This window comes from Streptomyces sp. NPDC028635 (assembly GCF_040637635.1).
GTDB lineage: Bacteria > Actinomycetota > Actinomycetes > Streptomycetales > Streptomycetaceae > Streptomyces.
Genome location: NZ_JBEZWX010000003.1, coordinates 235,253 through 248,121, shown reverse-complemented (window position 1 = coordinate 248,121; position 12,869 = coordinate 235,253). Strand labels below are relative to the sequence as shown.

Below are 12,869 nucleotides of genomic sequence, written 5' to 3'. Positions count from 1 at the left end.
CCGGGCACGTCAGTCCTCGGCCGCCTGGGACAGAGCTTCCGTGATCATGCGGGTGGCGAAGTCCTGGTCGTCGGTGATGCGGTTGATGTGCTCCGCGAGCAGGAAGGCGGTGGCTTCCAGGGGCGTCAGCTCCGGCTCGGTCCAGTAGCCGTACTGTCTGCGCCACAGGCTGGGGCTCAGGCCGGTGCCCGCGGCGACGACCAGGCCGGCCATGGTGGGGATGGCCTCGGGGCGGACGCTCCTGGTCATCATGCGCATGGAGGCGACCAGGTTGGGCACCACGCACTCGATGACGTCCTTGTCGTGGTCCTCGTAGGCCATCCGCAGCCACTGCATGAACATGTAGATGAGGGTGCAGGCGCCGTCCAGCAGGTCGTTGACGCCGCCGGGGCCCAGGGACGCGGCGAACTGGTCGACGAGCGCCTGCTGTTCGGGGTCGGTCCGGGTCCGGCGGTCGTAGACGGCCTTGAGCCGGGAGTCGACCATCATGAGCGCCGCGCTCACATCGCCGGCGGGGGCGTTGAGGGGGTCGCAGGGTGACGGCACGGGACTTCCTCCTCGTGTGACCTCGGTGGGCAGGTGCGCCGTGACCGAACAGTAGACGGCTGCCGGGGCGGGGGTCGGGCGAATCCGGGATCAGTCGCCCCCACAGGCCGTGGTCGGCCGCCCGGGCGCCGGTCGACCACGGCCTGTGCGCAACGTGTTGACAGCCGGGGGCGGCTTCCTATCATCATTCGTTGTCCGCAACCACGACCAACGTTCGATATATCGAGCAGCAATGTGTCAGGTGCATGACCGCTCGCACGTCCTCGGCGGTTGACCCCGCCCCCCGCTCACCCCAGGAGACCGTGCATGCCGTTCAGCCCGACCCGCTCACTGCGGGCCGCCTCACTCGCCCTGCCGGCCCTCGCGCTGGCCCTGGCCACCGCCCTGCTCGGCGGCCCGGCCTCCGCCGACCCCCACACCGCGGCCGCCGGCACCCTCCCCTGCGACCTCTACGCCTCCGGGGGCACGCCCTGCGTGGCCGCGCACAGTACGACCCGCGCGCTGTACTCCACCTACAGCGGCCGCCTCTACCAGGTCAAACGCGCCTCGGACGGCGCCACCCGGGACATCGGCGCGCTCGGCGCGGGCGGCTACGCCGACGCCGGCGCGCAGGACTCCTTCTGCGCCGGCACCAGCTGCCTCATCACCGTCGTCTACGACCAGTCCGGCCGCGGCAACCACCTCACCCAGGCACCGCCCGGAGGGTTCTCCGGGCCCGCCGCCGGCGGATACGACAACCTCGCCGAAGCGTCCGCCGCGCCGGTCACCGTCGGCGGCCACAAGGCGTACGGCGTCTTCATCGCTCCCGGCACCGGCTACCGCAACAACCACACCAGCGGCATCGCGACCGGGGACCAGCCGGAAGGCATGTACGCGATCCTCGACGGCAGCCACCACAACGGCGGTTGCTGCTTCGACTACGGCAACGCCGAGACCAACAGCCGGGACAACGGCAACGGCACGATGGAGGCCGTCTACTTCGGCAACATCAAGGTCTGGGGCTACGGAACGGGCAACGGGCCCTGGGTCATGGCCGACCTGGAGAACGGCCTGTTCTCGGGCGTCAACCCGGGATACAACGCCAACGATCCGAGCGTCAGCCACCGGTTCCTGACCGCGATCGTCAAGGGCGGCCCCGGCCAGTGGGCGATCCGGGCCGGCAACGCCCAGTCGGGGGGCCTGTCCACCTACTACAGCGGACCGCGCCCCAACGCCGCCGGCTACAACCCGATGAAGAAGGAGGGCGCCATCATCCTCGGCATCGGCGGCGACAACAGCAACGGCTCCGCCGGCACCTTCTACGAAGGTGTGATGACGTCCGGCTACCCGTCGGACGCGACCGAGAACGCGGTGCAGGCCAACATCAACGCGGTCGGCTACACCGCGCCCGCCCCGGTCGGCGGCCTCACGCCGGGCGCCAGGGTCTCGCTGCGCGCCACCACGTCCTGCTGCACCGGTGAGTACCTCCGGCACGACACGGCCGACAGCAACGCGGCCATCTCGGCCGTCTCCTCGGCCAGTTCGTCCGCCGACAAGGGCGCGGCCACCTGGATCGTACGCGCGGGCCTGGGCGACGCCTCCTGCGTCTCCTTCGAGTCCGCCGACAAGCCGCGCCAGTACCTGCGCCACTACGACTTCCGGCTGCGCCTGGACACCATCGACAACAGCGCGGTGTCCCGGCAGGACGCCACCTTCTGCCCGCAGGCCGGCCACACGGGGCAGGGCGTCTCGCTCCGGTCCGCCAACTACCCCGGTGACTTCGTGCGCCACTACGAACACGCTGCCTACATCGCCGGTGACGGAGGATCCCACGCCTGGGACGCGGCCGCACTCTGGGCCGACGACACCAGCTGGGCCGTGACCGCGCCCTGGGCCTGACGCGTACCCGGGGCGGGCGGGGGCACTCGGCCGAGGACCCTCGCCCGCCCCGCACGCCGTGAAGGGCCCTGATGGAGGAGGTTCCCGTGTGCCGCCTGTTCGGCCTCAGCAGCGCTCCGCGCCGTACGCACGCCACCTTCTGGCTCCTGGACGCCCCCGACAGCCTCAGCCGGCAGAGTCACCGCGACCCCGACGGCACCGGCCTCGGCCACTTCGCCGCAGACGGCACCCCCCGCGTCGACAAGGCGCCCATCGCGGCCTACCGCGACCGCGCCTTCGCACGGGAGGCCCGGCGGGAGGAGTCGGCGACCTTCATCGCCCATGTGCGCTTCGCCTCCACCGGCAGCCTGGACCTCCGCAACACCCACCCCTTCGAGCAGGAGGGGCGGCTCTTCGCGCACAACGGCGTGATCGAGGGCCTCGACGCGCTCGACGAGCACCTGGGGGAGGACCGCTCGCTCGTCCGGGGCGACACCGACTCCGAGCGCTTCTTCGCGCTGATCACCCGGGAGACCCGGCGGCACGACGGCGATGTGACCACCGGCATCCGGCAGGCCGCCCGCTGGATCGCCGCACATCTGCCCGTCTACGCCATGAACCTGATCCTCGTCACCCCGCAGGAACTGTGGGCGCTGCGCTACCCGGACACCCACGACCTGTACGTCCTCCAGCGCCAGGCGGGCGGCGAGCACGGCAGCAGGCACCTCGACCACAGCGGCAGCGGCGGCCGCATGCGCGTCCACTCCGAGCCCCTCGCCGATCACCCCGCCGTCGTCGTCGCCAGCGAGCGCATGGACGACAACCCGCACTGGCGCCCGATGGAATCCGGCGAACTGCTCCACGTCGGCCCCGACCTGCACACTTCCCACCGGGTCGTCCTGCCGGAACCCCCGGCGCACCAGCTCACCCTCGATGATCTTCATCCGGACGCCGCGGCCTCGCAGAAGGCCGCCTGACCGGTCCCGGACGGCGACGACACCGCGTCTCCGGACGCATCGTGCGGTCACGGCGGCGCGGCGGTGACCGTCGCCCGGGCCGGTACGCGGCTCAGTCGGCCCGGGGGCGCGGGGCGCGGACCTGCTGGGCGACGTCGCGGAGCTTGACGTTGTGGTGCTGCGACAGACGCCGCAGCACGCCGAAGGCGTCCTCCTCGCTGAGGTGGTGGCGTTCCATGAGGATGCCCATCGCCTCGCCGATGGCGTGCCGGGTCTCCACCGCCTGTTCCAGCTGGTCGATGGTGCGGGTGCTCGACAGGACGACGGCCGCGTGGGAGGCCAGCAGCCAGCCGGCGGTCTCGAACTCCTCGGTGAAGGCGCCGGGGCGGCGCGAGTACAGGTTCAGCGCGCCGAAATCCTCGTCCTCGGTGTACAGCAGGACGCCGGTCATGCTGCCGACGCCGAGCTCCCGGGCCGCCTCGGAGTACCGGGGCCAGGACGGCGACGGAGTGGTCATGTCCGCGATGCGGAACACGCGCTCCCCGCTGCCCCGGCGGCGGGCCAGGTCGAAGCAGGGCCCCTCACCCAGCTCGGCCTGCAACCGGTCGGACTCCTCGACCATGTCGCCGCACGCGGCCAGCGTCATCGCCTTGCCCTTGCGCACCGCCAGGATGCCGGCCGCGTCGCAGCCCTCCACCAGCCGTACCGCGGATTCCGCGATCCGGTCCAGTGTCCCCTGCACCGAGTCCTCGGCCAGCAGATCCCTGGCCAGCTGGGCCATCTGCTCGGCGTACTCCCGCCAGTCCATCCGCACACCCCGCCTCGCTCGCCCCTACGCCCACCCTAGTCCCGTCCCGGCGCGCCCACCCCCGCCTCCGGCCGGGGCCCGAGAGGAAGATCACGCCGGGGGAGGCGGTCGTGCACGGACTCACCGCCGTGCGGCGCGCCGTCCGGATCGGCGAGCCGGCGGGCCACCGCCTCGGGCCGGCCGACGACATCGCCGGTCGCGGGCGCGGCTACGGCGTGGCCTCGTCCAGGAGCTGAGGGCCGTTGTTGCGGGTGTTGTTCACGGCGGGGGAGACGGGGCGGGCGTCGAGGTGGCCGCCGGCGGGCTGGGTGAGCAGGGCGCGCAGTTCGTCGGCGTCGTCGTGCCGGGGGTCGAGCCAGGCGGCGTAGTGGTCCGGGGTGAGGGCGAGCGGCATGCGGGGGTGGACCCGGCCGGCCGCGTCGGTGGCCTCGGTGGTGATGATGGTGCAGGTCGTGAGCCAGGCGGCGGGGTCGTCGTCGTGGCCGGCCCCGGGATCGCGCCAGTACGCGTACAGGCCGGCGAGCGCCATGATCCCACCGTCGGCGGGGTGGATGAAGTACGGCTGCTTGCGCTTCTTGCCGGTGGCGGGGTCCTCGACCTCGGTCCACTCGTAGAAACCGTCGGCGGGGAGCAGACAGCGGTGCCGGGCGAAGGCGCGGCGGTAGGCGGGCTTCTCGTGCACCGTCTCCACGCGCGCGTTGATCATCCGGGAGCCGACGGACGGGTCCTTGGCCCAGGACGGCACCAGTCCCCAGCGCAGCGGCCGCAGCTCCCTGCGCGGGGGTGCGCCGGAGCCCTCCGTGCGCGGAGCGCGCTCCAGGACGCCGTAGACGTCGTCGGTCGGGGCGACGTTCCAGCTGGGCGCCAGGGTCTCGTCGGGGCGCCACTCGGTGACGTCGAAGAGGTGGCTCAGGTCCTGCGGACTGCGGGTGGAGACGAAGCGGCCGCACATAGGGCCACTGTGCCACGGCCTCCTGCCCGTGCGAGAGACCCGGAGGTCGCCCCCGCGCATGTCGCGGGCGCGGCCGGCGCGGCCGGCGGGGGCGTGCCGGACCCGGCGGGTGTCACCGCGTCGGCGGCTCGGGGGCGTCGCGGGGCTGTTCGGCTCCTTCCTCAAGGCCGCGTCCCGCTGCCCGTTCGTGCCCGGCGCCGCGGCTGTGCGGTACGGCGCCGTCGCGGCTGCCCGCGATGACGACGACCTCGTCCCCGGTGGTCCAGCGGCGGCGCTCGGTCTTGGGCGGGTTGATGCGCAGCCCGTATGCGGGACCTCGGTCGGCCCCGGCGTGGCCGCGGTAGCCGATGGCGCACTCGCCACGCTCGCGTGCCGCGGCGACGACGGTGGCGAAGGACGCCTCACGGTCCGCCAGGACGTACTCGGCGGCCGGCCGCAGGTGGATCTGCGTACCGCCGGCCGAGAAGAGCTCGTCGAACACGGCCGCCAGATGACGGTTCTGCGAGATCTGCGCCATGAGCAGCCCGATGAGCTTGCCGCTGATGATCACGTCCGCTCCCGGTCCGAGCGGCGCGAGGGGACGGTTGCCGTCGTCGGCCAGTTCGGTGACCACCGGCAACTCCCGTCCGATCTCCTGCTCGAGGTGGCGCAGCACGAGCAGTGTCACCAGGGTGCGGTTGTCCGGTTCCTCCGGCGGTTCGCCGGGGCGCGGGTCGTGCCCGAGCACGACGACGCTGTCGTAACCGGCGATGTCCAGGCCGCGCAGCGTCTTCGGACAGGTCGCGTCACCCCTGCGGTACACCCGCGCGCACGCCTGCCCACCGGTGTCGTCCGCGGCGCGCATCACGGCCTCGTCCTCGTCCGCCACCACGTCGGCCACGGACCCGGGCGCCGCGTTGCGTCCCCACTCCCGCAGCACGAGCGGTGCCCGGCGGTTCCAGCCGAGCAGCAGCACGCGCTCGGGCCGCGCGGGCGACGGCCGGGGACTCGCCACCGCCTCGGCCTCCACCGCCCCGGCGCAGTCGGCGAGTTCGGCCGTGTCGTCGTCGGCGGCGATGACGATGAGCCGGTCGTCCGGCCGGATCACGGTCCGCGGGGGCGGGTTCAGCCACGGCCTTCCGTCACGGACCAGCCCTACGGCGCTCGCGTTGGCGTAGGAGAGCAGCGCGTGACCGAAGTCCCGGCCGGCCAGTGAGGGATGCGCGGTCAGATAGAACTCGTCGCCCGCGAAGTCCAGGAGCTCGCGATGGACGAGGGACAGCCCCGGGCGGCGCGCCGCCTGCGCGATGAGCCGGGCGGTGAGGGTCTCGCTCTCCACGACCACGCCCCGCTCTCCCGCCGCCAGGCGCGCCGCCGTCAGATAGCGGCTGTCGCGGACCGCGGCCACGACGGGCGCGCCGCCCTCGTCCCCGCCCGCCGCCGCCCGCAGGGCCAGCAGGGTCTTGACCACCTCCGCGTCGCTCCGCCCGTCGTCCGGCGGCAGCACCAGCACCGCGTCGGCCGTGCCCGGACTGGTCAGCGCCAGCACGGCCGGATCGGTCGTCGGACCGCTCCGGCAGATCAGCCGTGTCCGGCCGGTGGACCCCACTTTGGCGTGCAGCGCCTCCTCCATGGCCGTCTTGTCCCGCACGGCCAGGACGGCGACGGCCGAACCGCGCTGGTTGGCGTTGGCCGCGACCAGCTCGCTCACCACCGTGAACACCTGCTCCGACCAGCCCAGCACCACCACATGACCGCGCTCCACCAGCATGGAGCGCCCGCGGCGCAGGGCGATGAGCCGCTCGGTCAGCCCGGTGGTGATGAGCCCCACGAGCGTGGAGACGTACAACAGGGCGACCAGCGCCAGCAGGACCGACAACAGGACCTGCAACGGCGTGCCCGTGGCCCCGCCCAGCCGCAGCGTCTCCCCGGTCAGCCGCCACACCGCGGCCAGCCTGCCCGCGAGGGAGGCGGGGGCGTGGGGACTCGTCCACACCAGGACCGCGCTCGCGGGGACGACGGCGGCCAGGACGACCAGCACCAACCAGCCGACCAGGGCGGGCGTCCCCCGCGCCAGGGTCGTGTCGAACCAGTACCGCGCTCGGGCACCCGCCCGAGGACGCCGATGTTCCACCCTGCCCCCCCTCCTTGCCGCGCCGCGCCGTCCGGCCCGCGACGCACCGGCCCCGGCCGCCGCTCCCGGCTCCCGGCTCCCGGCCTCGGCGCCCTCCGCGCGGCCCGCTCGTACCGGGCAGTGTCCTGACCGGGAACCCCCGCCAGGGGCCTCTCCGCGCCGATTCATCCCTTCGCCGTAACCCGGGGCAGGGCCCCGCTCGGCGTGCCTCCGCACACCCCCGCACCACCGGTTTGAAATGCGCCTTTCCCTCGTCCGTGGCAAGGGCGGCGCGAACCGGGGCGCGCCGTTCCGCCGTGCCGGTAGAAGTACGCCCATGACCGAAGATCACCAGGGCGCCGGCAACGGCGGCCTGACCAGGCGTACGCTCACGACCGCGGCCGGCACCGCAGCCGCGGCCACCCTCCTCGGCGCGGGCGGCGCTGCGGCCCGGCCCGCACGGGCGCCCGCACCCGCCGCTGAACCCACGCCGCGCGGCGCGGACTTCGACCGCTGCCTCGCCGTCGCACGGGCCCTGCTCGTCGTCGACTCCGCTGACCGGCCCCTCGTCCCCGGCTACCGGGACGTCCTGAACAACGGCCTTCCCCGTGGGCGGGCCGGCGGGCCGAAGAACGTCCTCGTCGTCGGGGCGGGACCGGCCGGCCTCGTGACGGCGTGGCTGCTGAAACGGGCCGGGCACCGGGTGAGGGTCCTGGAGGCCAACGGCAACCGGGTGGGCGGACGCATCAAGACCTTCCGCCGCGGCGGCCACGAGCGGGCGGCACAGCCGTTCGCCGACCCCCACCAGTACGCCGAGGCGGGCGCGATGCGCCTGCCCGGCAGCCACCCCCTGGTGATGGACCTCATCGGCCGGCTCGGCCTCAGGAAGCGGCCCTTCTACTACGTCGACGTGGACGCGGAGGGACGCCCCGTCTCCCACACCTGGATCCATGTCAACGGCGTCCGCATGCGGCGCGCCGACTACGCTCGCGCACCCCGGCGCGTCAACCGTTCGTTCGGCGTTCCGCGCGCCCACTGGGACACCCCGGCGGCGGTCATCCTGCGCTCGGTGCTGGACCCGGTGCGTGACGAGTTCAGCACGGTGGGCCCCGACGGCAAGCGCGTCGACAAGCCGCTGCCGGAGCGGGTGCGGGGCTGGGCCAGGGTGATCCAGCGCTTCGGCGACTGGTCGATGTTCCGCTTCCTGACCGAGCACGCGGGCCTGGACGAGCGGACGGTCGACCTCATCGGCACCGTCGAGAACCTCACGTCACGGCTGCCGCTGTCCTTCATCCACAACTTCATCGGCTCCTCCCTGATCAGCCCGGACACGGCGTTCTGGGAACTGGAGGGCGGCACGGCCGTACTGCCGGACGCCCTGCTGGCCCAGGTCCGCGAGGAGGTCAGGTTCGACCGGCGGGTGACCCGGATCGAGTACTACGACCCCGACCGCGCCGGCGGCGACACCCCGCACGTCCACGGCAAGGGGCCCCACGTGTGGGTGGACACCGTCTCCGAAGGGCGAGGGGGCCCTGTCGTGCGCGAGCAGTTCACGGCCGACGCCGCCGTGGTGACCGTGCCCTTCTCCGGCCTCCGGCACGTGCAGATCAGCCCGCTGATGTCGTACACCAAGCGCCGTGCGATCACCGAACTCCACTACGACTGCGCGACCAAGGTGCTGCTGGAGTTCAGCCGCCGCTGGTGGGAGTTCGACGAGGCCGACTGGAAGCGGGAGCTGGACCGCGTCGAGCCCGGACTCCACGACGCCTACCGCACCGGACGGACGCCCGGCGACGGCAGACTGCTCGGCGCCCACCCCTCCGTCCCGCGCGGCCACATCACCCCCGGCCAGCGCGTCCACTACGCCGCCAACCGAGCCGTCACACGCGACCAGCCCGAAGCGGCCGACGTCATCGGCGGCGGCTCGGTGTCGGACAACGCCAACCGCTTCATGTACCACCCCTCCCACCCGGTTCCCGGCAGCGAGGGCGGGGTGGTGCTGGCCTCCTACAGCTGGGCGGACGACGCGCTGCGCTGGGACTCCCTCGACGACGACGCCCGCTATCCGCACGCCCTGTGCGGCCTGCAGGAGGTGTACGGCCAGCGGATCGAGGTCTTCTACACGGGCGCGGGCCGCACCCAGAGCTGGCTGCGCGACCCGTACGCCTACGGCGAGGCGTCCGTCCTCCTGCCGGGGCAGCACACGGAACTGCTCCCCTCCATTCCGGCACCCGAGGGGCCGCTGCACTTCGCGGGCGACCACACCTCGGTCAAACCGGCCTGGATCGAGGGAGCGCTGGAGTCGGCGGTGCGCGCGGCACTGGAGGTCCACACGGAGTGAGCCGTGCCGACGTCCACCGGGCGTGAGCCGTGCCTCCACCCCGCGGCGTGAGCCGTGACGGAGACGCCCGCGGGGTGAGCCGTGCGACGCGGCGGCCCCGCGGGCGTCACGGTGCGGGAGGGGCGTGGCCGGCCGGTACGCGGCGGTGCTCCCGACCGTGGCCGGCCTGCCGGGGGGCGGGGTCAGGCCACTCGGGGACGCGGGACACGGTACTGGGCCACAATGCGCGCATGACAGATGATCACTCCCGGGCCGCGGCCCGCCCGCTGCTGCGCCGCCCCACGGAGGGCGAGCTCATCGACGTCGCCGGTGTCGCGCACTTCTTCCGTCTGACCGGTGAGCACACGGGCGGGCACTTCGCCTTCGAGGAGTTCAGCCTCGCGCCCGGAACCGTCGGCGCCAGACCGCACGTGCACGAGGGGCACGACGAGTACTTCTACGTGCTCGAGGGCGAGTTGACGCTCCACACCGGGGACGGGGAGGTCACCGCCGGTCCCGGGGACCTGCTGGCCGCGACGCGCGGCACCCCCCACGGCTTCCGCAACGCGGGCCCGGTCACCGCCCGCGCCCTGTGCCTGTACACGCCCGCCGGCTACGAGAACTACTTCCGCGACGTGCACGCCGCGGTCAGCGCCGGAGCCGAGGTGACCGACGAGCTGCTGGCCGAATTCCGCAGCCGGTACCGGACCAGCTCCCACCCGCATCCCTGACCGTCGAGAAGCCGCCCGTGATCCCCGACCGTCGAGAAGCCGCCCGTGATCCCCGACCGGAGAAAAGCCCCCCGCAGCCCTCCCATACCATGTCCGGACTCGCGGTGAGGGAACTCATCGCCCCCACCCAGTGAATCCATAACGAACAAATTGGCCAAATAGATTGATATCCGAAGAGTTGCGGAAACTTCCGCGCACAGACGACAGCAGTTCGTTGACCGCGGGGCGTCAACGGCGAGTGATGCTGTGGGCCGCGGCGGCTCTGGCGGCTCTGGGACTCCTCGTCGCGCTGGAGGTCGCCGCGCGCCACTACGGCCAGCCGGGACCGATCACCGACCAGCTGAACGGCATGGTATTCGCGCCGAAACCGGGGCCGCTGTACGGCGGGCTGGCGCTGATGATGGTGGTGCTCACCTGGCGGCAGCGCTTCATCGCGGCCGGTGTCGCGATCGGCATCGACATCGTCTTCGTGCTCGTGCGGTGGGCGGCCGGCGTCAAGATGACCGACGGGCACACCTTCGGCAACGGCGCGCTGTGGGTGATGCTGGGCTGTGCGGTCATCGCCGTCACCCGCCGCACCGGCGCCGAACGCGTCCTTCTGCTGAAGGGCGTCGGGCTGGGGCTGCTCCTGGTGGCCGGCCGCAAGACGGGCGACACCTGGCTGCTGGTCACGGCGAAGGCCCATCCGACGGTGCTCGACCCGTACGTGGCGACCGCCGATCACGCACTGGGCAACCCGTCGTGGCTGGCCGGGCGGCTCCTGGAGGCCACCGGTCCGATCGGCACCCATCTCCTCGCCGTCGTCTACGCGCAGCTGGCGGTGGCCGCGATCGTCGTCGCGCTGTACCAGCTGCGGAACGTGGCGGCCGAGCGCCGCTTCCCCCGTCATCACCTGGTGCGCACCTTCCTGCTGATCGGCCTCCTCGGCCCGGCCGTGTACATGATCTTCCCCGTGGTCGGCCCGGTCTTCGCCTACGGCCCGGGCGCCTCCGGCACCGGCGGCGTGCAGTGGGCGGTGGCCAACCTGTGGCCCCACACACCGCCGCAGATCACCGCCCTGCACCCGGTGCCCTACGACGACCTCACCCCCCGCAACTGCATGCCCAGCCTGCACACGGCGTGGGCGACCGCGATCTTCATCCATTCCCGGAAGGGCCCACGGCTCCTGCGTCACGCGGGAGCGTTCTGGCTCGTCGCCACCCTCTGCGCCACGCTGGGCTTCGGCTATCACTACGGCGTGGACCTCGTCGCCGGCGTGGTGTTCGCGCTCACCGTCGAAGGGGGACTGCGCGCTTTCGACCGCGGCTGGGACCGCCCGGGCATCGGACTGGTCGCCCACGGCGCCACGGTCTTCACCGCGCTGCTGCTGTCGTACCGCTTTCTGCCGCGGGAACTGGCCGGGCACGCGGCTCTGTTCGGGCCGCTTCTCCTCCTGGCCATGGGCTCGGTGATCTACGGCTACGTCCGCACCACCAGACTCTGGGAACCGGCGGCCGTTCCCGTGCGGCAACCGGAGCCGCAGCCCGAACCGGTGTGAGCCGGCGACGGCCAGGGGAACTTCCCGGGTCGTCGGCACGTTGCTGAGGACGACCTGATCCTTTGCTGTGTGACACGACGGCGCCTCGCCGTTCGGGGGGAAGTGAGCAAGCCATGGCCATGGTGGGCCTGTTCTGGATCGCCGAGGGCGACGTGTACCTGGGCGCGAAGCCCTCCGGTCTGGCGCCCGGGGTGCGTCTGACCCCGGAGGGCGTGGTGGCCCTCGGCGACCGGCAGTCCGGCTTCTTCCTGTGGGAGGACGTGCGTGCCCTGACCGTGGCGGACGTGCCGGTGAAGACCCTGAAGCGGCAGATCGGCGCGGTGCGGGACTTCGCCGTGGACACGGTCGCGAACCTGGCCATGCCCATGGGTCCGGCGCTGACGGACGACACCCCGCCGGTGATGACTCTGCGCGTGGGAACACCCGGCGGCGACCACGAGCTGACGGCGTACACCGCCGCGGCCGTCGGCTACTCCCCGGCGGAGGCCGACCTCTCGCGCGCCCTGCTGGCCCGCCTCACCGAGGGCGCCGCGACGATGGCCACCACGCTGGCGGCGATGTCGCAGTGGGGTCGCGCCTGGGAAGGCGGCTCGCCCGGCCGGGCGGAGCGGGAGCGCCTGCTGCGCGAGTGGGTGGGCTGAGAGGCGCCGGCACGCCCTCGGCCCGTGGCCTCGGCCAGACCGCTCCCGCAGGGGCGCCGCAAGGGCAGTGAGCGGAACTCGGTCCGCCCCTTCGAGCGGAACCTGTCCCCCCTTTTTCTTGTTTTCCGCACGGTCGGTAATTGGCGAGAAGTCATCGCTTCCGCCTCTGTTTCCCGCGTCTGCGGCTGCCTAAGCTCGGCCGGGTTGTCGCGGCATCACCGAGTGTCTCTTGACGATCCAGGAGGACCACCGTGAACCAGGCCACCACCCACGAAGGCCAGTCCCGCACCGAAGCCCTCGCCTCCGCCGAGGAGGAGCTCGACCTCGTCATCGGCGAGCTGGAGCAGGAGATCCCGGCCCGCTCCGGAGCGACGCCCGGCACCTGTATCCGCGTCTACTGCATCTGACGCCGGCCGCGGCCGGGACACC

11 protein-coding genes are annotated in these 12,869 nt (G+C 72.8%); 7 read left to right on the top strand and 4 right to left on the bottom strand.

All coding sequences use genetic code 11. The features are described from left to right. Positions 1–9: 9 nt before the first annotated feature. A complete protein-coding gene (locus AB0E88_RS05230; protein ID WP_361624032.1) occupies positions 10–546 on the bottom strand; it encodes a hypothetical protein in 537 nt (178 codons plus the stop codon). A gap of 306 nt (positions 547–852) precedes the next feature. Between AB0E88_RS05230 and AB0E88_RS05225 the strand changes: the two genes are divergently transcribed. Together AB0E88_RS05225 and AB0E88_RS05220 are read left to right on the top strand one after the other, a co-directional pair. Continuing rightward, a complete protein-coding gene (locus tag AB0E88_RS05225; protein ID WP_361624029.1) occupies positions 853–2,424 on the top strand; it encodes an alpha-L-arabinofuranosidase B in 1,572 nt (523 codons plus the stop codon). An 86-nt stretch (positions 2,425–2,510) separates the two neighbouring features. Next, positions 2,511–3,380: a class II glutamine amidotransferase gene (locus tag AB0E88_RS05220; RefSeq protein ID WP_361624370.1), complete on the top strand. Its 870-nt coding sequence runs from the start codon at positions 2,511–2,513 to the stop codon at positions 3,378–3,380. A 91-nt stretch (positions 3,381–3,471) separates the two neighbouring features. Here AB0E88_RS05220 and AB0E88_RS05215 read toward each other — a convergent pair whose 3' ends face one another. The 3 genes from AB0E88_RS05215 to AB0E88_RS05205 all read right to left on the bottom strand — a co-directional run bounded on the left by AB0E88_RS05215 (position 3,472) and on the right by AB0E88_RS05205 (position 7,232). Next, entirely contained in the window at positions 3,472–4,167 is a 696-nt protein-coding gene (locus AB0E88_RS05215; RefSeq protein ID WP_361624026.1) for a GAF and ANTAR domain-containing protein, read from the bottom strand. A gap of 208 nt (positions 4,168–4,375) precedes the next feature. Then, positions 4,376–5,119: an SOS response-associated peptidase gene (locus AB0E88_RS05210; protein WP_361624023.1), complete on the bottom strand. Its 744-nt coding sequence runs from the start codon at positions 5,117–5,119 to the stop codon at positions 4,376–4,378. 112 nt (positions 5,120–5,231) lie between these two features. Continuing rightward, complete coding sequence (locus AB0E88_RS05205) at positions 5,232–7,232, bottom strand: NAD-binding lipoprotein (protein WP_361624020.1); 2,001 nt, start codon at positions 7,230–7,232, stop codon at positions 5,232–5,234. A 316-nt stretch (positions 7,233–7,548) separates the two neighbouring features. Between AB0E88_RS05205 and AB0E88_RS05200 the strand changes: the two genes are divergently transcribed. The 5 genes from AB0E88_RS05200 (at position 7,549) to AB0E88_RS05180 (ending at position 12,847) form a co-directional block, all read left to right on the top strand. After that, positions 7,549–9,552, top strand: a complete 2,004-nt coding sequence (locus AB0E88_RS05200) for an FAD-dependent oxidoreductase (protein WP_361624017.1) — start codon at positions 7,549–7,551, stop codon at positions 9,550–9,552. A gap of 230 nt (positions 9,553–9,782) precedes the next feature. After that, positions 9,783–10,262: a cupin domain-containing protein gene (locus AB0E88_RS05195; RefSeq protein WP_361624014.1), complete on the top strand. Its 480-nt coding sequence runs from the start codon at positions 9,783–9,785 to the stop codon at positions 10,260–10,262. A gap of 241 nt (positions 10,263–10,503) precedes the next feature. Continuing rightward, positions 10,504–11,799, top strand: coding sequence for a phosphatase PAP2 family protein (locus AB0E88_RS05190; protein WP_361624011.1), 1,296 nt, complete (start codon positions 10,504–10,506; stop codon positions 11,797–11,799). 113 nt (positions 11,800–11,912) lie between these two features. Then, positions 11,913–12,440: a hypothetical protein gene (locus tag AB0E88_RS05185; RefSeq protein ID WP_361624008.1), complete on the top strand. Its 528-nt coding sequence runs from the start codon at positions 11,913–11,915 to the stop codon at positions 12,438–12,440. Between the two features lie 251 nt (positions 12,441–12,691). Beyond that, positions 12,692–12,847: a hypothetical protein gene (locus AB0E88_RS05180; protein WP_361624005.1), complete on the top strand. Its 156-nt coding sequence runs from the start codon at positions 12,692–12,694 to the stop codon at positions 12,845–12,847. Positions 12,848–12,869: the final 22 nt, after the last annotated feature.